The following is a 21,369-nucleotide window of genomic DNA, read 5'->3' as shown; positions in this document are numbered from 1 at the left end:
CTCTTTGCAGAGTGCGGGGCTTTTTTTCGCTTCAGGTGGCGAGGGGGTCAGGTTCGCCGTGAAACATCAGAAGCGGTAGGTTGCACCGACACCGAAACCGTTGGCGCTGTTTTCATATTTGGCGTTGTAGGACTGGCCGAGGGCATTGCTGCCGCTGACGTTGACTTTTTCTTCCTTGAGGTAGGAATAAGCCACGTCGATGGTCAGGTCGTCGGTCGGGCTCCAGCCGGCGCCCAGGCTGAAGATGGTCCGGTCGCCGGTCGGGATGCGTGGCGAACGGTCCTGGTTGTTGGTCGGCGCCTGGTCGAAGGTCAGGCCGGTACGCAGTACCCACTGCTTGTTCAACTGGTAGGAGGTACCGATGGCGTAGGCCCAGGTGTCGTGCCAGTTCTGTTCTTCAGTAATGGAGCTAAAGAACCCAGGCGCGAAAGCGCCGCCCGTGGCAGGCGTCACACCGTCGTTGTTCACGGTGATTTCTTTCAGGCGGCTCCAACGAGTCCAGGTGCTGCCCGCGTAGACGGTCCAGGCATCATTGATTTGCTGGGTGACCGAAAAGTCCACCGATTCGGGTGTCGTGATGTCCAGAGAAGCATCGTAGCGCGCGCCATTCAGCAGGCTGGGAGGCGTACCCGCCCCTGGGCTGATTTCGGTGTGGCCTTCGAGCTTGTACTTGACCTTGGAGTGGTAGGTCAGGCCAACACGGGTGGTGTCGGTCGCCTGGACCAGCAGGCCGATGTTGTAGCCATAGCCAATGTCATCGCCCTTGATCTTCACGCTGCCGTCATTCGGCGACAGGGGCGAGGTCAGGTCCGATTCCAGGGAGCCGGAAATACGGTTGATGGTCGGGCCGAAACCGATCGATACCTTGTCGTTGAAGGCATAGCTGACGGTTGGCTGGAAGGTGACGACCTTCACTTCGCTCTTGCTGCCGAAGTTACGGCCCTGGAAGCCATTTTCGTAGTCGGTGATCAAGCCGAACGGTGCGTAGACACCCAGGCCGAAAGCCCATTGATCATCGATGGGCTTGACGTAATAACCCATCGGGACGCCAGTGAGCGGAACCATGTCGCCCTTGTTGGTACCGGACTGGGTGCCGCTGGCATCGTCGATATCGGTGGAGGCATCAATGGCGGCGAAGCCACCGGTCACTTGCTGGCGCTTGAGGCGCGACATGCCGGCAGGGTTGCCAAACACAGTGCTGGCGTCATCGGCAGAGGAAGAACGACCTGCGAAACCAGTGCCCATGCCACTGATGCTTTGTTCGTTCAAGGCAAAACCACTGGCGAAAAGCTGTGTGGATGCCAAGGTCACGGCAAGGCCAAGGGTGGTTTTGAGCATCATTTTTTTCATTGTTAGAACTCCTGGTGATCACCGGGGCGAAAATTACCAACATTTTCGGTCAAGCGCTATAGCCTGTATGGCTTGATTTAGAGCGGTTTTGTAGGACAATCAGACCAAATTCGCGACTGTTGTAAGAACTTTCCAAGTTCCGCGTCAGCAAGCGACCTGATTCAGTGGCGAAACACAGCTTTGCCAGGCGCAGGTGAAATCTCGCAGGCGCCCTTGGGGGTGAAAGGTCTGACGCCAGATGCGGGCCATGCCCAGCAGGTCATCGGCGTCGGGAAGCGGGGTGTTCTGTTCCTCCACCAACAGCCAAGCGATGGCGGTGGCGTAGCGCAGGTTGACGGTCAACTCCAGGTGCGGGCCGCTGAGAAAGGCGTGCTGGCTGGCCAGGCCGCGCACCAGGCTGGCCCGTTCCGGGTCTCGTGCCAGGTAATGGTCCCAGAGTGCCTGGTGTCGGGGCTCGGTGATGCGATACAGGCCATGTCCGCGTCGATCATGCAGGGCCGAACCCAGGGCCGACTGGCTGGCGGCAATGCCCAGCAACAAGGATTCCGCGGTTGCGCTGTGACGCTCAAGGTAGAGCAGCGTCGGGCGGATCACATATCGGCACAGTTCGCTGGCAGCGATACCCATAAAACCCTCGAAGTGTGAAAGGGCGGAGCCTGAAGAGTGTGGGCTTGGCAGCTGTGGATCGGTCCAGGCCCCCGCCGGAAGCGGATCATGCCGCTTGACTTGAAGTGTAGTGTCATATTCCCGCTGTAAAGGACTGTTTTTAAAACATCTTCGGCGAACGGTTATAACTGTTATATCCCTTGGTGCTTACGCCGCTTCGCTTAATCGAGAAATTTCAGGCAATAAAAAGCCCCGCTTTCTGGGCGGGGCCTTTGGGGTTTCAGCCTTTCTGGCGTCTCAGGCAACCAGTGCCTGGCGAGTACGCTCGATCACGGCCTGCAGCGGTTCGGCGCTGGAGTACTGGTCGGGGTACAGGCGTTCGCTGTGACGGGCGATGCCGTGTTCGTTGACCAGCGTGAAGCTGAAGCAGCCTTTGCGAGCGGCCATGATCAGGCAGTTCATCGGTGCAAAAGCGTTGGTGAGGGTGCGGATAGCATCCTGTGCGTGGATTTGATTGGACATGTTATGGGTGTTCCTACAAATGACACGGTTAAGAACCGTGCAACGTTAAAACGTTCCAGTAACGTCGACCACCATTGGTCGAACGAAGAACCCGACTGGAACAAAGCAGCCAGTTTGAGCGCTATATAAGTGCGCGCTTGGGCTGGCAGGTAGGTACTTAGGAGGGCAGGCAACACATCGAGGGCAAAGGTTCTGGGCCCGGGGTGAAGATCCTGATCAATTTTGCAGGTTGGTTCGGTCAGAGTAATGAGCCTGGCAACACCCTTTGCATTCGGTCAAAGGCTGTGTTGGCGCAAGATTTACCTGGAAACCATCGAGGGGGGCGGTCTCTTTTTCGGTGTGGCGTCCTTTGGAGGATAGCTGACCGTGGAGATGTGTTCGACCCGGAATTGACTTTCAGCTTGGTACTAACGCTGCGGATACTAACGGATCGAACCCGTGAAGGGAAGGGTGTTGGTTAAAGAATATTCAAGTGAGGCATGACAGGAAAGCCGAGCCATGTCCCGTGGCGACGGAGCTTGCTCCCGCTGGGCTGCGCAGCAGACCCAAAACAGGGCCGCGGCGCGCCCCAGCGGAAGCAAGCTCCCTCGCCACGGGTTGGTGTTCAATCCGATCCCAGGAGGAACGGGTTAGCACAGGATCCCAACGGCTGCTGGCGCGGTTACCTTACCCACCCGTCGCGTATTGCCTCGGGTTATCCCCAGCTTTTACCGCCAGATACGCCAAAAAAACGCAGCGTTATAACCCGTTCAGCTGTTACTTGTGCACACTCCCTATACCACTTGTCACCGAACTGTCATGTCGGAACAATCCGGGGTAGGTGCCTGTATCCAAAATTTAAGTCAATGAAAAACATCGCTTTTTTTTACTGGTGAAAAAATCGTCAGTTTGAGCGCAGGCCCCGTTCCACAGGGCTTTGCGCGAGTTCAGGGGGGGTTGTCCACTGAGTTATCCACAGCTTCTGTGGATTGTCCCAAGCGCTTGCTCTAGCACGGGCGTGCCGGTTTTTTTTCGGCTTTACCCGTACGAAAAAAGGAGTAGAGTGGCGCGCCTTCCGATCTGTCCCACAGTGTTTTATGAAGTTTCGCTCAGTATCAAATCCTGTTACCTCAACACCCGCGGGTGTTACCCCACCCAAACGTATGTCGATGCGGGTGGCTGAGTGGCTGCTCGACAGCCCGCGGCTGGGGGATAGCCCCAGCGTCAAGCACCTGGCCGGTCGTCTGCTCAAGCAACCGGCCCGTGAAGGCGTAGTGGCCGCGCAAAGTCGCCTCGGGCAGTTGATGTGCCGTGAATGCGGCAACGCCCGGGATCGACGCATCGGCCACGACCTGCTGCGCCAGGCCGCCCGGGCCGGCGACGATCGTGCTCGCCGGGCCCTCGATGAAATCGAAGACTGAAATCGCAGACTGAGCTGGGCAACCCCCAGCCGCTTGGTTAACCTTCGGGCTCTATTTGATCGGCAGGAATTGTCATGGCTATGGATTTGACCAGCCTGTTGTTTGGCCTGGCAGGCGCTGCGGTGCCGTTGCTGGCACTGGCCTGGCACCTGCAACGCCAAGCCGCTGCCGCGCAGACCGAACAGGCCCTGCTGGAGGAGCGCCTGGCCACGGCCCACATGGCCCACGATGGCCTCAACGCCCAGCTCGATGCCTGCCGCGATGAAATCAGCGACCTGAGCCAGGCCAACGCCGCCAAGCAAGCCGAGCTTGCCGCGGCCTGCCGTGAAGTCGAATTGCTGCAGATCGAGCGCGACAATGCCCGGGATGCGGCCCACGCCTGGAACCTCGAACGCGCCAACAAGGAAGCCGAGCTGCGGCGGCTCGATGCCCAGGCGGCGTCGTTGCAGGCCGAACTGCGCGAGCAGCAGGAAAGTCATCAGCAACGCCTGGATGACCTGCAAGGCTCGCGAGACGAGTTGCGGGCACAGTTCGCCGAGCTTGCCGGGAAGATCTTCGACGAACGTGAGCAGCGCTTCGCCGAAACCAGCCAGCAACGCCTCGGCCAGTTGCTCGATCCGCTGAAGGAACGCATCCAGTCCTTCGAAAAACGCGTTGAAGAAAGTTATCAGGCCGAGGCCCGGGAGCGCTTCTCCCTGGGCAAGGAACTGGAACGCCTGCAACAACTGAACCTGCGCCTGAGCGACGAAGCCACCAACCTCACCCGGGCACTCAAGGGCCAGAAGACCCAGGGCAACTGGGGCGAACTGATCCTGGAGCGCGTGCTTGAACATGCCGGCCTGGAGAAGGGCCGTGAGTATCAGACTCAGGTCAGCCTCAAGGGCCCGGACGGCGAGCGTTTCCAGCCGGACGTATTGATTTATCTGCCGGGCGACAAGCAAGTAGTGGTCGATTCCAAGGTCAGCCTCACGGCCTATCAGCAGTACGTGGCCGCTGAAGATGACGCCATCGGGCAACTGGCCCTCAAGCAACATGTGCTGTCGTTGCGCGCCCACGTCAAAGGCTTGGCTGGCAAGGACTACAAGCGCCTGGACGGTTTGCACAGCCTGGATTTCGTGTTGCTGTTCGTACCGATCGAAGCGGCGTTTTCCGCCGCCCTGCAAGCCGAGCCGAATCTGTTCCAGGAAGCCTTCGACCGCAACATCGTGATCGTCAGCCCGACCACGTTGCTGGCGACGCTACGGGTGATCGACAGCTTGTGGAAGCAGGAACGCCAGAGCCAGAACGCCCGGGAAATCGCCGAGCGAGCGGGGTGGCTGTATGACAAGTTCGTCCTGTTCATCCAGGACCTGGACGAGATCGGCAGTCGCGTACAGCAGTTGGACAAAGCCTACAGTGCGGCGCGCAACAAGCTGACGGAAGGGCGCGGCAACCTGATCAGCCGCAGCGAACAGCTCAAGCTGCTCGGCGCCCGGGCCAGCAAGAGCTTGCCCAGTGAACTGCTCGAACGGGCGATGGCGGGGGCGGACGGGTTGCCCGAGTTGGCCGAAGAAGCTGAACCTTCTCAAGACTGAAGCAGGCCCCAAGGCGGAAGCAAAATTCAAGGCTGAAGCAAAACCCAAGGCTGAAGCAAAACCCAGTGGCGAGGGAGCTTGCTCCCGCTTGAGTGCGCAGCACTCACAAAAGAGGGGGCTGCTGCGCAGCCCAGCGGGAGCAAGCTCCCTCACCACAGAGGCCGCTATGCTCCCAGGATCACGGTGTGGTCCCTACAACGGCAAATGCCGACTCAACAGCGCCCGCAACGCCGCCGGCTTCACCGGCTTGGCCAGGTAATCCAGGCCCGCCGCATGCACCAGCGCCACCGTCTCGGGACGGCCATCGGCGCTGATCACCACCCCCGGCACTGGTTCCCCCATGCGCGTGCGCAACCAGGCCATCAGCTCGGTACCGGTCTCGCCGTCGTCCAGATGAAAATCCACCAGGGCCAGTTGCGGTCGACCGCCCTGGGCCAGCCAACGCTCGCATTCCTCGCGATTGCGCGCCGTCCATACCTGGCACCCCCAGCGTGTCAGCAGGCTGTTCATGCCGATCAGGATGCTGTCTTCGTTATCGACGCACAGCACCTGGGCGCCGCTTGGCAAATGACCGTTGGGTTCGACCACGGGGCTCGGTACGACGGCCTGTGCCGGGGCCAACGGCACGCTGACGCTGAACACGCTGCCACGCCCCGGCCAGGAGCGTACGCGCAAGGTATGGCCGAGCACGCGGCAGAGGCCGTCAGCGATGGCCAGGCCCAGGCCGAGGCCTTTTTCGGCGCGGGTCTGATGGCTGTCCAGGCGCTTGAATTCTTCGAAAATGACCTGCAGCTTATCCTCGGCGATGCCTGGCCCGCGATCCCAGACTTCCAGGCACAACTCGCCGTTGCGCCGGCGTACACCCAGCAACACGGGGCCCTTGGCGTAGCGGAAAGCGTTGGTCAGGAAGTTCTGCAAAATGCGCCGCAGCAGCTTGATGTCGCTGTCCACCCGCAGCTGTGAGCTGCGAACCCGGAACTTCAAGCCTTGTTCCTGGGCCAGCGCCGTGAACTCTGCGCCGAGGGTATCGAACAGCTCGTTGAGGGCGAACGGTTTGCGGTCGGGATTGATCTTGCCGTTTTCCAGGCGGGAAATGTCCAGCAGGTCGGTGATCAGGTCTTCAGCCGAGCGCAGTGAACTGTCCAAGTGTTGCACCAGTTGCCGGGCCTCGCTCGGTAGACCGTCGTGCTGATGGGACAGCGCGGCGGAGAACAGGCGCGCGGCGTTGAGCGGCTGCATCAGGTCGTGGCTGACCGCCGCCAGGAACCGGGTCTTGGATTGATAGGCCGCTTCGGCGGTGCTCTTGGCTTCGGTCAGGGCCAGGTTCAGTTGGGACAATTCTCGGGTGCGTTCGGCCACCCGTTGCTCCAGCCCCTCGTTGGCCTCGGTCAGCGCCTGTGCGGCCTCACGGAAGGCGGTGATGTCGGTGAAGCTCATGACGAAACCGCCACCGGGCATCGGGTTGCCGATCAGCTCGATGACCCGGCCGTTGGGGAACAGCCGTTCAGAGGTATGGGCACGGCCCTGGCGCATCCAGTGCAGGCGCCTGGCGACGTGGACTTCCGCCTCGCCCGGCCCGCACAGGCCGCGTTCGGCGTTGTAGCGGATGATGTCGGCAATGGGCCGGCCGACACTGATCAAACCGTCCGGGTATTTGAACAGTTCCAGGTAGCGGCGATTCCACGCCACCAGCCTGAGGGACTGGTCGACCACGCTGATGCCCTGGCTGATGTTCTCGATGGCGCCTTGCAACAGGGCACGGTTGAACTGCAGCACTTCCGACGCTTCGTCTGCGATCCGGACCACGTCTTCGAGCTGCATCTCCCGACCTTCGATGGCAGCTTTTACGACCGCCCGTGTCGAAGAGGCGCCGAGTACACCGGCCAGCAAGCGTTCGGTGTGGGCGATCCATTCGCTGTCGGCGTTCTGGTTCGGGTTGAAGCCTTTGCCTTGGCGATAGGCGAAGCGAATGAAGCTCTGCCGCGCCCGCTCTTCGCCGACGAAACGCGCGGCCAGTTGCAACAGGTCTTCGATGTGCACCGCCAGCATTGAACGGGGGTTGGGGCGGGCGCTGATTTCCTGGCCGATGAAGCGCCCGGCCTGCCAGTGTTCCGAGACGCGCGTGCGCGATAGCACGGACACCCAGGCAAACAGCGTGAAGTTGCCGGCCAGGGACAGGACCACCCCTTGGGTCAGCGGCGTAATGGGCAGGTTCAAGGGGTTGCCGTGCAACCAGGCCAGGCCCGGAAAACTACTGAGCGACCAGCCGAGGCTGTGGGCGGCAATCGGCAGCACCAGGGTGTAGAACCACAGGAAGATCCCCGTGGCGAGGCCGGCGAACACACCGCGGCGGTTGGCCTGTTTCCAGTACAGCGCACCGAGCATGGCTGGGGCCAGTTGGGTCACGGCGGCGAAGGCGATCTGGCCGATGGTCGCCAGGCTCGCCGTCGAGCCCAATAGCCGATAGCTGACATACGCCAGCAACAGGATCACGACGATGCTGACCCGACGCACCGAGAGCATCCACTGGCGGAACACTTCGAAAGGGCGTTCGGCGTTGTTGCGGCGCAGCAGCCAGGGCAACAACATGTCGTTGGAAACCATGGTCGACAGCGCCACGCTGGCCACGATCACCATGCCGGTGGCCGCCGAGGCACCGCCGATGAACGCCAGCACGGCCAGGGCCGGATGGGCCTGGGCCAGCGGCAGGCTGATGACGAACGAGTCCGGCAGCACCGAGCTGGGCAGCATCATCTGCCCGGCGAGAGCGATGGGCACCACGAACAGCGCGGCCAGGGCCAGGTAGGCAGGGAATACCCATTTGGCCAGGCGCAGGTCCTGGGGCTCGATGTTCTCCACCACGGTCACGTGGAACTGCCGCGGCAAGCAGATGATCGCCATCATCGCCACCCCGGTCTGCACTACCATGGACGGCCAATTGATGGTTTCTTTCCAATACTGCTCCAGGCGTGGGGCGAGCATCGCCTGGTTGAACAGGTCGTCGAAACCGTCGTACAGGCCGTACGTCACGAACGCACCGACCGCCAGGAAGGCGAACAGCTTGACCAGGGATTCGAAGGCAATCGCCAGCACCATGCCGCGGTGGTGTTCGGTGGCGTCCAGGTTGCGGGTACCGAACACGATGGTGAACAGCGCCAGGATCAGCGAGACGATCAGTGCGGTGTCCTGGGCGCGGGTGCCCATGGCATCGGCTCCGGCGCCGATCAGCAGGTTCACCCCGAGCACGATGCCCTTGAGCTGCAAGGCGATGTACGGCAGCACGCCGACCAGGCAGATCAGCGCGACCACCACCGCCAGGGATTGGGATTTGCCATAGCGGGCGGCAATGAAGTCGGCAATGGAGGTGATGTTCTCCTGTTTGCTGATCATCACCATTTTCTGCAGGACCCACGGCGCCAACACCAGCAGCAGGATCGGCCCGAGGTAAATCGGCAGAAATGACCAGAGCTGTTCGGCGGCCTGGCCCACGGCGCCAAAGAACGTCCAGCTGGTGCAATACACCGCCAGCGACAGGCTGTAGACCCAGGCCCGCACCCGTGGCGGCAGCGGTGTGCTGCGCCGGTCGCCGTAGAAGGCGATGGCGAACAAGATGGCCATATAGGCCAGGGCGACAACGGCGATCAGCCCGCTGGACAACGACATGGAAACTCCCGGACAAAGACACCGGGACTTGAGCCCGGCAGGACAGTCTCGCATGCCCGCTCGGGTTCGTCAGTGTCGACCAAGGTCGAGGCGTGGTGGGGTGTCGCAGGTTGCGATCAGCATTGGGTTAGTTGGTGTTTGGACGGGCCTCATCGCGAGCAAGCTCGCTCCCACAAGGGACCTGAGGTGAATACAAATCCATGGTTCACCTAGATCCTATGTGGGAGCGAGCGTGCTCGCGATAGCGCCGTCACTGACTCAGCGCAATATCCACCAACCGATACAACTCCCCAACCTCCAACGGCGCGCCAGCAAAGAGAATGCGGAATACCGTCGGCGCCACCACCACATTGATCAGCCGCTCGACGCCCGGATTGGGTTCATCGGGGTAGCGGTCCAGGATGATCTGCAACTGAGCGCTGATGATCCCCACGCAATACCCCGGCGTGGCGCAGGCCTGGATGTCGCGCATCATGTTGCGACCGGGCTCGGAACTCATTTCGTCCAGGTATTGCTCGGCCCAGGCGCGCAGGTCGCCGCGCAAGCTACCGGTGTCGGCCGGTTCGCCGTCAGGGCGCATGCGGGCGATGGCGACGTCGGCCAGCAGCGCCGGCAGATCGCCCCAGCGCCGGTAGATGGTGGACGGCGTCACCCCGGCGCGCGCAGCGATTTGCGGCACGGTCAGGGTGGCACGGTCCTGCTCTTGCAGCAGGGCGCGGACCGCCGAATGAATCGATTCCTGGACCCGGGCGCTTCGACCGCCGGGGCGTAAACCTTCTTTAATAGCCATGCGTCAGACCTTAACACAAAGAATTTGCTTTAAGCGCACGCCGGTAGCACACTCCACAAAAGCAAAGAATTAGCTTTTGCGAATGTTCCTGTGGAGCGTGCCCATGTCCCGTCCAGCTTCGACCCGTGCCAGCCTGATTTTCCTGGCGCTCACCTTGCTCGGTTTTCTCGCCGCATCCAGCGCGCCGACGCCGTTGTATCACCTCTATCAGGAGCAGTTACAGTTTTCCCCGGCCGTTCTGACGCTGATTTTCGGTGTTTACGCCTTCAGTCTGCTGGCGGCCTTGCTGACCGTGGGGTCGCTGTCGGATTACCTGGGCCGCAAGCCAGTGATTTTCGTGGCGCTGTTGCTCAACATGCTGGCGATGCTGCTGTTTATCAGCGCCGACAGCGTCGCCTGGTTGATCGGTGCCCGCTTGATCCAAGGGTTCGCCACCGGCATGGCCACCAGTGTGCTGGGCGCTGCCTTGCTGGATTTCGACCGTCGCCAGGGGCCGCTGATCACCAGCGTTGCGCCGCTGTTGGGCATGGCGTGCGGAGCGCTGGGCTGTGGCCTGCTGGCCGAGTTCGCGCCGTTGCCATTGCAACTGACGTATTGGCTGCTGCTGGGGGTGTTCCTGGTCCAGGCCGTTTACCTCTGGCGCCTGAAAGAAAGCGTCAGCCCGCAGAGCGGCGCCTGGCAGTCCCTGCGCCCGACCTTGCACGTGCCGTTCCAGGCGCGGCAAGCCTTGTGGCGAGTCCTGCCACTGGACCTGGCGGCCTGGGCGGTAGGCGGCTTCTATCTGTCACTGGCACCGTCCCTGGTGCGGGCGGCCACCGGATCGACTTCCAATTTGATCGGTGGCGCGCTGGTGGCGGTATTGACGCTCAGCGGCGCGCTGTCCATCTACCTGTTGCGCAACCAGGAAGCTGACAAGATGTTGCGCCCGTCGGCCAGCCTATTGGTGATCGGCCTGGCATCGGTGCTGATGGCGGTGCATGGCGCCAGCTTGCCATTGTTCTTCGTCGGCACGCTGATCACCGGCGGCGGTTTCGGCGCTGGGTTCCTGGGGGCGCTGCGTAGCATCATGCCGCTGGCCTTGCCTCACGAACGGGCCGGCTTGATGTCGGCGTTCTATGTCCTCAGTTACCTGGCCTTCAGCTTGCCGTCGCTGCTGGCGGGGAATCTGACGCGGGTGTTCGGTTTGATTCCGACGACGGATGGGTATGGTGCCGTGTTGATTGTGTTGTGTGTCGCAGCGCTGCTGGGGTTACGCCAGTCGACAAAACCGCTTACCGATGGCGTTCGGCCTTGAAGCCGAGCATGCAGGTGTCGCTGGCAGTGGGTTAGTCTTGGTGCCTCAGCCTTCTTCCGGACGGATCCCTTGAAAATCATTCGCAGCAAATCCTTCACCGGCGACCGCGCCTGGGCGGCGCTGGATATCGCCAACATGAACGGCATCACCACACGCCTGCACTGGACCGATCAGCCGTACAAATGGCACATCAACGATGGCCAGGAGGTCTTTGTGGTGCTCGATGGGCAAGTGCGGATGTGCTATCGGGAAGAGGGCGTTGAAAAGGCGACTTTGCTGGAAGCCGGGGACATTTTCTACGCCTCGGTCGGCACCGAGCATGTCGCCAAGCCCTTGGGCGAAGCGAGAATCCTGGTGATCGAGACCGAGGGCAGCGTCTGACCTTTATCTGTAAAGCAGATAACAGATAGAGAAATTACTCGTTATATAGATATTCGATCCGGCTCTAGCATGGCTCCACCTCATCCGAGGACAGGAGTTCGCCATGACATGCTGTGCTGCAAAAAAACGCTTGCGCCCATTGAGCCATTTGCCCAGGCCGCTGGAGGCCATTCGCCAATTTACACCTAACTGGTTTGCCGTGGTCATGGGCACCGGCGTGATGGCGCTGGCCTTGGCGCAATGGCCGACGACGATGCCCGGCCTGCACGCCTTGGGCGAAGGATTGTGGTTATTCAACACGCTGTTGTTTGGGGTGTTCGCTTTGATGTATACGGCCCGTTGGGTGCTGTTCTTCGACGAAGCACGACGGATTTTCGGCCATTCAACGGTCTCGATGTTTTTCGGCACCATCCCCATGGGGCTGGCGACCCTCATCAACGGCCTTTTGCTGTTTGGCTTGCCGCGCTGGGGCGAGGGCGTGGTGGCGGTGGCCGAGGCGTTATGGTGGATCGATGTGGCCCTGTCGTTGGCCTGCGGCGTGCTGATCCCGTTCCTGATGTTCACCCGCCAGGAACACCGGATCGACCAGATGACCGCCGTGTGGTTGTTGCCGGTGGTGGCCGCCGAAGTCGCGGCGGCCAGTGGCGGGCTGCTGGCGCCGCATCTGGCCGATGCTCATGCACAACTGGTCATGCTGGTGACCAGCTACGTACTCTGGGCCTTCTCCTTGCCGGTGGCGTTCAGCATTCTGACGATTCTGTTGTTGCGCATGGTCTTGCACAAACTGCCTCACGAAAACATGGCCGCCTCGAGCTGGCTGGCCCTCGGTCCGATTGGCACCGGTGCTCTGGGCATGTTGCTGCTGGGCAATGATGCTCCACTGATTTTTGCCGCCAATGGCTTGCCCGGGGTGGGCGACATCGCCGCCGGGTTGGGTCTGGTGGCCGGCATCACGCTGTGGGGCCTGGGGTTGTGGTGGATGCTGATGGCGCTGCTGATCACCGCGCGCTACCTGCGCTCAGGCATTCCCTTCAACCTCGGCTGGTGGGGCTTCACCTTTCCCCTGGGCGTGTACGCGCTGGCGACGCTGAAGCTGTCGGACCTGCTGGGCCTGGGATTTTTCAGCGTGTTCGGTGGTGTGCTGGTGGCGATGCTGGCGGTGATGTGGCTGATCGTTGGGCGGCGTACGCTGCTGGGTGCCTGGCACGGTGAGTTGTTTGTGTCGCCGTGCATTGCAGGGCTGGCGAAATAATCGCTAAAGACAGGTAATGTGTGGCCTAGATCGAAAAACGTTCATTCCAATAAGTGTCCACGCCACTCAGGAACATGGAAGATGAGTCACCCTTCGCAGTTCACCTTGCTTCGCACGCGGCGTTTCCTGCCGTTCTTCATCACGCAGTCTCTGGGCGCGTTCAACGACAATATATTCAAGCAGTCGCTGATCCTCGCCATTCTCTACAAACTGACCATCGAGGGCGATCGTTCGATCTGGGTCAACCTCTGCGCGCTGCTGTTTATCCTGCCGTTCTTTCTGTTCTCGGCGCTGGCGGGGCAGTTTGGGGAAAAATTCGCCAAGGATGCGCTGATTCGTCTGATCAAGCTCGGCGAAATCGCCATCATGGCGGTGGGCGCGGTGGGTTTCCTGTTCGATCACCTGTCGCTGATGCTGGTGGCGCTGTTCGCCATGGGCACGCATTCGGCGCTGTTCGGTCCGGTAAAGTATTCGATCCTGCCCCAGGCCTTGCACGAGGAAGAGTTGGTCGGTGGCAATGGACTGGTGGAGATGGGCACCTTCCTGGCGATCCTGGCCGGCACCATTGGCGCCGGGATCATGATGTCCTCGACGCATTACGCCCCGGTGGTGTCCACCGCGATCATCGGCGTTGCCGTGCTCGGTTACCTGGCCAGCCGCGGCATTCCGCGCGCGGCGGCGGCCTCGCCGCAAATGCGCCTGAACTGGAACATCTTCAGCCAATCCTGGGCCACCCTGAAATTGGGATTGGGGCAAACCCCTGCGGTGTCCCGGTCGATTGTCGGCAACTCCTGGTTCTGGTTCGTCGGGGCGATTTACCTGACGCAGATCCCGGCCTATGCCAAGGAGTGGATGCACGGCGACGAAACCGTGGTGACCTTGATCCTGACGGTGTTCTCGGTGGGGATCGCCTTGGGTTCGATGCTCTGTGAAAAGCTTTCCGGACGCAAAGTCGAGATCGGCCTGGTGCCGTTCGGTTCGTTCGGGCTCACCGTATTCGGTCTGTTGCTGTGGTGGCATTCCGGTGGAATCCCCGACAGCGTCGCGGGTCACGGTTGGCTTGAAGTGCTCGGGTTCGGTCACGCCTGGCTGGTGTTGATCGACATCCTGGGCCTGGGTGTCTTCGGTGGCTTCTATATCGTGCCGCTGTACGCGCTGATCCAGTCGCGCACGGTGGAGAACGAGCGGGCGCGGGTGATTGCCGCCAACAATATTCTCAACGCATTGTTCATGGTGGTATCGGCCATTGTCTCCATCGTGTTGCTGAGCCTGGCCAAGCTGTCGATCCCGCAGCTGTTCCTGGTGGTGTCGTTGCTCAACATCGGCGTCAACGCCTACATCTTCAAGATCGTCCCCGAGTTCAGCATGCGTTTCATGATCTGGCTGCTGAGCCATTCCATGTACCGCGTGGAGCATCGCAACCTGGAGGCGATACCGGATGAAGGGGCTGCGCTGTTGGTCTGCAACCACGTTTCCTTCGTCGATGCCTTGCTGATTGGCGGCGCGGTGCGTCGGCCGATTCGCTTCGTGATGTACTACAAGATCTACAACCTGCCGGTGCTGAATTTTATCTTCCGCACCGCCGGGACCATCCCGATTGCCGGGCGCCAGGAAGACATTCAGATCTACGAAAAAGCCTTCAAGCGAATTGCCCAATACCTGAAGGACGGTGAGCTGGTGTGCATATTCCCTGAAGGAAAATTGACCACTGACGGTGAGATCAATGAGTTCAAGAGCGGATTGACGCGCATCCTCCAGGAAACCCCGGTGCCGGTGATTCCCCTGGCGCTGCGGGGGTTGTGGGGCAGTTTCTTCAGCCGCGACCCGTCCAAAGGGCTGTTTCGCCGGTTCTGGTCGCGGGTGACGCTGGTGGCGGGTTCGGCGGTGGCGGTCGAGGCGGCCACGCCTTCGAGTTTGCAGGCGTTGGTGGGAGACTTGCGCGGCAGCGTCCGCTAGGACAAAAAACTGTGGGAGCGAGCTTGCTCGCGATAGCGGTCTGCCTGTGGCCTTAATGCCAGCAGACAGAATGCAATCGCGAGCAAGCTCGCTCCCCCATTTAATTCAAGCGCTGACCTTGAGCCCGATCAATCCTGCAACGATCAACGCCACGCTGGCCAGGCGAACCAGCGCCATCGACTCACCAAACAAAATGATCCCGGCGATCACCGTGCCCACGGCACCGACCCCGGTCCAGATCGCATAGGCGGTACCCAGCGGCAGTTCTTTCATCGCCAGGCCGAGGAGGCCGAGGCTGATCGCCATGGCGGCGATGGTCAGTGCAGTGGGGAGAGGGCGGCTGAAGCCGTCGGTGTACTTCAGGCCGACCGCCCAGCCGACTTCGAACAGGCCGGCAAAAAACAGAATGATCCAGGACATCACACACCTCATCGATGGGTGGGGTCGTCCCCGGATAATGAACGCTAAAGCGTTGCGGGGTCGTCCCCGCATCGGGCATAAGAATGCCCAATGCTGACTGTTTGATCAAGTCTCTACGTCAGTCCGCCGCTCGATGGGCAAGCAGTTCACGGTCCTGTTTTTCGCTCATGCGCCGGAAGTACGTCGAGAGCAGGGCCCCGGAAATGTTGTGCCAGACGCTGAACAGCGCACTGGGTACCGCCGCCAGCGGCGAAAAGTGCGCACTCGCCAACGCCGCGCCGAGGCCGGAGTTTTGCATGCCCACTTCCAACGACAAGGTTTTGCGCTGAGCCAACGGCAGGCCGAACAAACGTCCGGTGAAGTACCCCAGCAGATAACCGAAGCTGTTGTGCAGCATCACGATGGCCATGATCAGCAGGCCAGACTCGGCGATCTTCGCCTGACTGGCTGCGACCACCGCTGCCACAATGATCACGATGCTCACCACCGAAATCAGCGGCAACACGTCTATGGCATGACGCACCCGGGCACCCAACAGACGCTGGGCGACGATGCCCAGCGCGATCGGCACCAAGACGATTTGCAGGATCGACCAGAACAGCGCCGAGAACGACACCGGCAACCAGGCCGAGGCCAGCAGCCAGATCAGCGCTGGGGTCAGCAGAGGGGCCAGCAGGGTGGTGATGGCGGAAATCGCCACGGCCAGGGCCAGGTCACCGCGAGCCAGCCAGGTCATGACATTGGACGACGTGCCGCTCGGGCAGCAACCCACCAGGATCACGCCGACGGCGATCTCCGGCGGCAGGCTGAACACTTGGCAAAGCAGCCACGCCGTGCCGGGCATGATCACGAATTGGGCAATCACCCCCAGGGCTACGCGTCCCGGACGGCGGGCGACTTCGGCGAAGTCTTCCAGCTTGAGTGCCAGGCCCATGCCGAACATCACCAGCCCCAGCAGCGGCACGATGGCGATTTTCAGGCCGACGAACCACTGCGGTTGCAGGAATGCCAGTACCGCGAAAAACAGTACCCAGTAAGCGAAGGTATTGCCGACAAAGCGGCTCAATGCAGCCAATGCGCGCATGACCTGATCCTTATTATTTAAGAACACCGAATACTAGTGTGGGAGCGAGCTTGCTCGCGATAGCGCAGTGTCAGTCAACATCTCGGTGGCTGTCGTTCCGCTATCGCGAGCAAGCTCGCTCCCACAAGGGTAACCCGTTGCTTTTTAGATCCCCTGCGGAATCTCTTCCCCACCCAACGCTTCAACCAACGCCGGCAGGAACTCGCCGAACGTCAACATCATCAGCGTGAAGCTGGCGTCCAGTTGGCCGAGGGCTTCGTCGCCGCCGTCCTGCTCCGCCTGGTCCTGCAACAGGTCTTCGAATTTCAGGCGCTTGACCACCATCTTGTCGTCGAGGACGAAGGACAGCTTGTCCTGCCAGGCCAGCGACAATTGCGTCACCACCTTGCCGGTGTTCAAGTGCAGCTGGATTTCGTCGCTGGTCAGGTCCTGGCGCTTGCAACGGACGATGCCGCCGTCTTCGTGGGTGTCGCGCAATTCGCACTCATCCAGCACGAAGAAATCGTCCGCGGCTTTCTGGGTCTTGACCCAGTCAGTCATGGTGGCGGTCGGGGCCATCTTGACCGTCAGTGGACGTACCGGCAGCGAGCCGATGACTTCGCGCAGGGTGGACAGCAGGTCTTCGGCACGTTTCGGGCTGGCCGAGTTCACCAGGATCAGGCCCTGTTTCGGCGCGATGGCGGCGAAGGTGGACGAGCGGCGGATGAACGCACGAGGCAGGAACGCCTGGATGATTTCATCCTTGAGCTGGTCCCGTTCCTTTTTATAGACCTTGCGCATTTGCTCGGCCTCGATCTCTTCGACCTTTTCCTTCAGGGCATCGCGCACGACGCTGCCCGGCAAGATCCGTTCTTCCTTACGCGCGGCGATCAGCAGGAAGTCCTGGCTGACGTGCACCAGCGGTGCGTCTTCGCCCTTGCCAAACGGCGCGACGAAACCGTAAGTGGTCAACTCCTGGCTTGCACATGGACGCGCCAGTTTGCTGGCCAGTGCAGTTTCCAACGCCTCGGCATCAAAAGGCAGATCTTGGGTCAGGCGATAGATAAGCAGGTTTTTGAACCACATGGGGTGAGTCTCTCCTTTATACAAAGGGGGGCATTATTCTCTTCGCGGCGCCATAGGCCAACCCTTCGCTAAGCCTTTGGAAGGCCTGAAAAAATTAATTTAAAAAGTGCTTGCCAGCTTACAGAGTGCTCCGTAGAATGCGCGCCACACCGAAAGCGAAGGGTGATTAGCTCAGCTGGGAGAGCGTCTGCCTTACAAGCAGAATGTCGGCGGTTCGATCCCGTCATCACCCACCATTCGTTCAACGTGTTACGCGCAGCGGTAGTTCAGTCGGTTAGAATACCGGCCTGTCACGCCGGGGGTCGCGGGTTCGAGTCCCGTCCGCTGCGCCATATTCGGTAACCTGGAACACTGAACGCCAGGTCACCACGGAAAGCCCGCTAACGCGGGCTTTTTGCTGTTTGCAGTCCTGCGGTGTGCGTCGCTCCTTTTTTTGCTGAATTTGCTAATTAAATCAGCACGTTACGAAAAACTGTGAGAGAATGCGCCCCGCATCGAAAGTGAAGGGTGATTAGCTCAGCTGGGAGAGCGTCTGCCTTACAAGCAGAATGTCGGCGGTTCGATCCCGTCATCACCCACCAAACTTTCAATGTTACGCGCAGCGGTAGTTCAGTCGGTTAGAATACCGGCCTGTCACGCCGGGGGTCGCGGGTTCGAGTCCCGTCCGCTGCGCCATATTCGGTTATCTGGAACGCTGAACGCCAGGTGGCTACTAGAAACGATGCTTTTCCTTTACGAGGGAAGAGCGTCGTTTTTTTTTGCTCTCGATATTTGTTTGCATATCCGTTACCGCAATAACGGATATACCCCCCATCTACTGCTCAGCATTACGCCGATGACGATAATCGCTGACCGCCTCATACACCGCTTTACGCAATCGGTTAATCCCCCCAATAGGCCGATGCGCCTCGATACCAAACCAAGGATTGAACGACTGATTATCACAGGCCAGATTCAACTTGGGCGTATCGAAATCCTGGGCCGGCACCTTAATGCGTGCCACGGTCTCGAACGGCGCATCACTTTCCTGCCACTCAATGCTGGTGTCTTCAATCGGCATGTACTTGCTCGGATCCTGACGCTGGATCTGCAAGACAAAACACGCCGGCACCCGGTCTGTGGATAACTGCTGATTCAAGGCACTACGCAAGAAATTCGGCAGGTCCTGGTTCTGGGGAGGCAGGGTGTAGCCTGGGCAACTGTCCGGATCCGGTGCGACGCGAAACTTGGCGTTGGCCTCGCCAAACTTATAAGGCGATACCGAGAAATAAGTGGTCTGGGTCGGGCTGGCCGGAGCCGGCGAGAGTGTCGCCAGAGCGATGAACAGATGACGGATCTGCCAACTGCGCGGGTCCAGGCTCGGAAAAAAAGCCATCGCCTTCTTGCCGTCAGCCTGGGCGGCCACATTCTGACGGTACTCGGCGACATCACTGACAAAGAAGTTCGGATGATTGAACATCACGAAATCCTGCTCGCCAAATGATTGCCGGTCCGCCAGCAATTGCTTACCGGGTACATTCATCAGCTTGATCGCCATCCCACGAGCATCGCGCAGGCTATCGAATTGTGGATAGGCGTTGCCGTTGGACAGGCGGATCGTTGCCTGCCAGATTTTGCCTGGTTCGGCAAACACGCCTTGGCGCAACGGTGCTGGCAGGTCGCTCGGCACCTGGACCTCGGCCATGACGCAGCCGTGGGCCTTGGCATGGGCGTCGCGCAGGTAACGCGTGCCTTCGCGGTGTTGATCGACGATGCGGATCGCAGTCTGGATGATGTCCTGGGTCATGGCGGCTTCGCCGGGTGCAATCTGTTCCTTGTCCGGGACCGGTCCCTTGTGCTGCCAGGCAAACCAGGCCGTGGACAGGGCCCAGCCGAGCAGCCCGATACCCAGCAGCCACAGGAGCGTCTTGCCCAAAAAGGCGCCGAGGCGCAGCCAGAGCGTGATCAACATGCCAACATCCTTTTACCGGTGAGGTTCATCATTACAGTTGAGACTCCAGTGGCCCGCCCAGCACTTTTAAATACTCCAGCAAGGCCCAGCGCTCCTGCGGTTGCAGCAAGCGGCCAATGACGCCGTTACCGCGCTCGCCCGCGCGGAATTCATGGCCGCTGTTGTGATTGCCGGTAATCCGGGTGTCGAAGAGAAAACCGTTGGTGAAGGCTTCGGTGCGATAGCCCAGATGGCGTGGGTCGTATTCGAAGTTGCCTTTATAGAACGTGGTCGCCCGCTCAGCCTGAGGGGACAGCAGTTGGTAGATCGTCGGCACCGAGCCGTTGTGCAGGAACGGTGGCGTGGCCCAGACACCCGCCAGTGGCCGGGCCTTGTAGGCACGCAGTTCACGCACGCCAATGGGCAGCCCGAAGCCGTCCAGGGCCGGGCGTTCGGCGGGGGTGACGCCGGCGTCGCGGTAAGCGCGGTTTTCGACGAAGGCGGTGACGTAGGCCAGGCCTTTGGCGACCGAAAGTTGGCTCAGGTCCAGCGGCTCCGTCGGGGTCGGGTGCAGCTGCACTTCCAGCTTCGCCAGTTCGGCCGGGTCCCACTGCAGGCTGGTCAGGTCGAAGCGGTGGTCGGCGATGTTATTGGCGGTGCCTGGGTCGGTGCCGATCACCTGCACGGGCAGCATGTGCAATTGCTGCACCGGCCTGTCAGGCCCCTGGACCACTTGGGGCACATGGCAACCGGCGCAGTTTTCGGCGAACAGGGCCCGGCCCTTGGCGGCCAGCGGCTTATCGATCGCGCCCAGCAACGCTTCCGGCCACACGGGTGGCTTGAGCAGTTGCAGGGTCTCTTCGATCTTGTTCAAGTCGCGCACGCGCACGCTGGAAGGGTATCGCGCATCGCCCTGTAGCGGTTTGCCCTGGGCGTCGAAGAAATTCAGCGTGGCGCCGACCCCCAACGCTTCACCGACGTTACGGGCCATCGGTTGCTGGGCCGATCCGTTCCACTGCACCCAGTCGAAGGTCCACATTTCCCACAACTGCGGGTAATCCACCGGAGCGTTGGCGACCCGGTAGTTTTCCGCCGAGATAGCGTCGCCGAAGCTGGCATTGGCGATGCGACCGAAGGCGTCGGTACGCCCGGGGCCTTCTTCAGTGGGGTAGAGGCCGCGATGGGTGTCGTTCCAGGCCACCCGCAGGAACGTGTCCAGGGAGGTCTTGAATGTCTTGCGCAGCTCTTCGTGGCGGGCGTCGTAGTCCTTGCCCAGTACCTGGCGGGCGAAGCGTTCGAATTTCCAAGGGTTGTAGTAGGTAGACGCCAGACTGGCGACCAATGCCTGTCCGAAACTGCCACCGCGTAGTGTAGGAACACTGGAGGGCAGCACGTGCTGGGCGGAGCCGCCATCGATCCGTATCGCCTGGCCCTTGAAGCGCAATTCGCCGGTATGACACGCCGCGCAGGTGATATCCAGGAACTGGTCGGTGCTGCCCGGGTTCTGGTGCCGGGCAAACCCTACCGGCAAGTTGCCGGGGTTGCCAGGCGAGTCTTTCTGCGCCGGGTCGACCAGGAAGCCGAAGCGCGCCAGGTACTCCGGCGAAGCGAAGCGTTGCTGCGAAAAGGGCAATTCGAGGGCGGTGAACCAGTCGTAGCGCAGGCCTTTGACCTGGGTGCCCTGGGGCGTGAAGTAATACGTCTGGCGCTCGGCGGCGCTCCATTGATCCAGGTAATGTACCTGTTCGACCGGCGTATAGAACGGCAAGCGAGGATTGGCGACGTAATAAAGCACCACGGCCACGGCGACGATCAGCAGCGTGAGGAGCAGCAAGAGAAAGCGAGAGAGAAGGCGCACGGTAACGTCCTTGTTTTTTTGATAAGCCCTTATGCCTCAGTGCCGCGCGGCGGGCAAGTGGCCATTACCCCTGGCCTGTGGGGGAGCGGCAATTTGCCCCTGTACGTAATAGATGACAGATGCTTCATTCGTCGAGGATTAAAAAGCGTTTGCGGACCTGAACTTATCATCACTTTGCGGCTCACATGCCGGTAGCCATTGGTCGTGGCCGCCTGATAAGCTCG

16 protein-coding genes and 4 tRNA genes are annotated in these 21,369 nt (G+C 60.8%); 10 read left to right on the top strand and 10 right to left on the bottom strand.

Features of this window, described 5'->3' with window-relative positions; all coding sequences use genetic code 11:
• Positions 1–66: 66 nt before the first annotated feature.
• The 3 genes from AC515T_RS21440 to AC515T_RS21430 form a co-directional block, all read right to left on the bottom strand.
• Positions 67–1,350 (bottom strand): OmpP1/FadL family transporter, encoded by a 1,284-nt coding sequence (locus tag AC515T_RS21440; RefSeq protein WP_454251777.1) that lies wholly within the window; start codon positions 1,348–1,350, stop codon positions 67–69.
• 144 nt (positions 1,351–1,494) lie between these two features.
• Positions 1,495–1,977, bottom strand: coding sequence for a hypothetical protein (locus AC515T_RS21435; protein WP_454251776.1), 483 nt, complete (start codon positions 1,975–1,977; stop codon positions 1,495–1,497).
• 276 nt (positions 1,978–2,253) lie between these two features.
• Positions 2,254–2,478 (bottom strand): hypothetical protein, encoded by a 225-nt coding sequence (locus tag AC515T_RS21430; RefSeq protein WP_053124246.1) that lies wholly within the window; start codon positions 2,476–2,478, stop codon positions 2,254–2,256.
• Between the two features lie 1,076 nt (positions 2,479–3,554).
• On the opposite strand from AC515T_RS21430, the gene AC515T_RS21425 reads away from it, so the two are divergent.
• Entirely contained in the window at positions 3,555–3,878 is a 324-nt protein-coding gene (locus AC515T_RS21425; RefSeq protein ID WP_496529931.1) for a sel1 repeat family protein, read from the top strand.
• Between the two features lie 188 nt (positions 3,879–4,066).
• Positions 4,067–5,452 (top strand): DNA recombination protein RmuC, encoded by a 1,386-nt coding sequence (locus AC515T_RS21420; RefSeq protein ID WP_496533172.1) that lies wholly within the window; start codon positions 4,067–4,069, stop codon positions 5,450–5,452.
• A 192-nt stretch (positions 5,453–5,644) separates the two neighbouring features.
• Here the strand turns inward: AC515T_RS21420 and AC515T_RS21415 are convergent, their stop codons facing one another.
• Together AC515T_RS21415 and AC515T_RS21410 are read right to left on the bottom strand one after the other, a co-directional pair.
• Positions 5,645–9,115 (bottom strand): hybrid sensor histidine kinase/response regulator, encoded by a 3,471-nt coding sequence (locus tag AC515T_RS21415; RefSeq protein ID WP_496529930.1) that lies wholly within the window; start codon positions 9,113–9,115, stop codon positions 5,645–5,647.
• A gap of 250 nt (positions 9,116–9,365) precedes the next feature.
• Positions 9,366–9,905: a TetR/AcrR family transcriptional regulator gene (locus AC515T_RS21410; protein ID WP_496529929.1), complete on the bottom strand. Its 540-nt coding sequence runs from the start codon at positions 9,903–9,905 to the stop codon at positions 9,366–9,368.
• Positions 9,906–10,008: 103 nt separating this feature from the next.
• On the opposite strand from AC515T_RS21410, the gene AC515T_RS21405 reads away from it, so the two are divergent.
• From AC515T_RS21405 to AC515T_RS21390, 4 genes are all read left to right on the top strand, one after another.
• Positions 10,009–11,199 (top strand): MFS transporter, encoded by a 1,191-nt coding sequence (locus AC515T_RS21405; protein WP_496529928.1) that lies wholly within the window; start codon positions 10,009–10,011, stop codon positions 11,197–11,199.
• A 69-nt stretch (positions 11,200–11,268) separates the two neighbouring features.
• Positions 11,269–11,580 carry a cupin domain-containing protein gene (locus AC515T_RS21400; protein ID WP_496529927.1) on the top strand — a complete coding sequence of 104 codons (312 nt, stop codon included), beginning with the start codon at positions 11,269–11,271 and terminating at the stop codon, positions 11,578–11,580.
• A 103-nt stretch (positions 11,581–11,683) separates the two neighbouring features.
• Entirely contained in the window at positions 11,684–12,832 is a 1,149-nt protein-coding gene (locus AC515T_RS21395; RefSeq protein ID WP_496529926.1) for a TDT family transporter, read from the top strand.
• A gap of 81 nt (positions 12,833–12,913) precedes the next feature.
• Entirely contained in the window at positions 12,914–14,788 is a 1,875-nt protein-coding gene (locus tag AC515T_RS21390; RefSeq protein WP_496529925.1) for an MFS transporter, read from the top strand.
• Between the two features lie 105 nt (positions 14,789–14,893).
• On the opposite strand, the gene sugE is transcribed toward AC515T_RS21390, so the two are convergent.
• The 3 genes from sugE to rdgC form a co-directional block, all read right to left on the bottom strand.
• Complete coding sequence (gene sugE, locus AC515T_RS21385) at positions 14,894–15,208, bottom strand: quaternary ammonium compound efflux SMR transporter SugE (protein ID WP_003204587.1); 315 nt, start codon at positions 15,206–15,208, stop codon at positions 14,894–14,896.
• A 118-nt stretch (positions 15,209–15,326) separates the two neighbouring features.
• A complete protein-coding gene (locus tag AC515T_RS21380; protein ID WP_496529924.1) occupies positions 15,327–16,292 on the bottom strand; it encodes a bile acid:sodium symporter family protein in 966 nt (321 codons plus the stop codon).
• A 144-nt stretch (positions 16,293–16,436) separates the two neighbouring features.
• Positions 16,437–17,357: a recombination-associated protein RdgC gene (gene rdgC, locus AC515T_RS21375; protein ID WP_014339706.1), complete on the bottom strand. Its 921-nt coding sequence runs from the start codon at positions 17,355–17,357 to the stop codon at positions 16,437–16,439.
• Positions 17,358–17,517: 160 nt separating this feature from the next.
• On the opposite strand from rdgC, the gene AC515T_RS21370 reads away from it, so the two are divergent.
• From AC515T_RS21370 to AC515T_RS21355, 4 genes are all read left to right on the top strand, one after another.
• Positions 17,518–17,593 (top strand) — tRNA-Val (locus AC515T_RS21370).
• Between the two features lie 19 nt (positions 17,594–17,612).
• Positions 17,613–17,689, top strand: a tRNA-Asp gene (locus tag AC515T_RS21365).
• Between the two features lie 173 nt (positions 17,690–17,862).
• A tRNA-Val gene (locus AC515T_RS21360) sits at positions 17,863–17,938 on the top strand.
• Between the two features lie 17 nt (positions 17,939–17,955).
• Positions 17,956–18,032, top strand: a tRNA-Asp gene (locus AC515T_RS21355).
• A 139-nt stretch (positions 18,033–18,171) separates the two neighbouring features.
• Here AC515T_RS21355 and AC515T_RS21350 read toward each other — a convergent pair.
• Complete coding sequence (locus AC515T_RS21350; RefSeq protein WP_496529923.1) at positions 18,172–19,308, bottom strand: catalase family protein; 1,137 nt, start codon at positions 19,306–19,308, stop codon at positions 18,172–18,174.
• 31 nt (positions 19,309–19,339) lie between these two features.
• Positions 19,340–21,145 carry a di-heme-cytochrome C peroxidase gene (locus AC515T_RS21345; RefSeq protein ID WP_496529922.1) on the bottom strand — a complete coding sequence of 602 codons (1,806 nt, stop codon included), beginning with the start codon at positions 21,143–21,145 and terminating at the stop codon, positions 19,340–19,342.
• Positions 21,146–21,369: the final 224 nt, after the last annotated feature.

It is taken from the genome of Pseudomonas sp. FSO-7, from assembly GCF_059579345.1.
The sequence above is the reverse complement of the archived record's forward strand: the minus strand, read 5'-3'. Positions and strand labels throughout refer to the sequence as shown.

Bases quoted from the DNA above. Each gene is read 5' to 3' on its own strand.
- AC515T_RS21440 (WP_454251777.1), bottom strand. From the start codon at position 1,350: ATGAAAAAAATGATGCTCAAAACCACCCTTGGCCTTGCCGTGACCTTG.
- AC515T_RS21435 (WP_454251776.1), bottom strand. From the start codon at position 1,977: ATGGGTATCGCTGCCAGCGAACTGTGCCGATATGTGATCCGCCCGACG.
- AC515T_RS21410 (WP_496529929.1), bottom strand. From the start codon at position 9,905: ATGGCTATTAAAGAAGGTTTACGCCCCGGCGGTCGAAGCGCCCGGGTC.
- AC515T_RS21430 (WP_053124246.1), bottom strand. From the start codon at position 2,478: ATGTCCAATCAAATCCACGCACAGGATGCTATCCGCACCCTCACCAAC.
- AC515T_RS21380 (WP_496529924.1), bottom strand. From the start codon at position 16,292: ATGCGCGCATTGGCTGCATTGAGCCGCTTTGTCGGCAATACCTTCGCT.
- sugE (WP_003204587.1), bottom strand. From the start codon at position 15,208: ATGTCCTGGATCATTCTGTTTTTTGCCGGCCTGTTCGAAGTCGGCTGG.
- AC515T_RS21395 (WP_496529926.1), top strand. From the start codon at position 11,684: ATGACATGCTGTGCTGCAAAAAAACGCTTGCGCCCATTGAGCCATTTG.
- AC515T_RS21350 (WP_496529923.1), bottom strand. From the start codon at position 19,308: ATGTTGATCACGCTCTGGCTGCGCCTCGGCGCCTTTTTGGGCAAGACG.
- AC515T_RS21390 (WP_496529925.1), top strand. From the start codon at position 12,914: ATGAGTCACCCTTCGCAGTTCACCTTGCTTCGCACGCGGCGTTTCCTG.
- AC515T_RS21415 (WP_496529930.1), bottom strand. From the start codon at position 9,115: ATGTCGTTGTCCAGCGGGCTGATCGCCGTTGTCGCCCTGGCCTATATG.
- AC515T_RS21425 (WP_496529931.1), top strand. From the start codon at position 3,555: ATGAAGTTTCGCTCAGTATCAAATCCTGTTACCTCAACACCCGCGGGT.
- AC515T_RS21405 (WP_496529928.1), top strand. From the start codon at position 10,009: ATGTCCCGTCCAGCTTCGACCCGTGCCAGCCTGATTTTCCTGGCGCTC.
- rdgC (WP_014339706.1), bottom strand. From the start codon at position 17,357: ATGTGGTTCAAAAACCTGCTTATCTATCGCCTGACCCAAGATCTGCCT.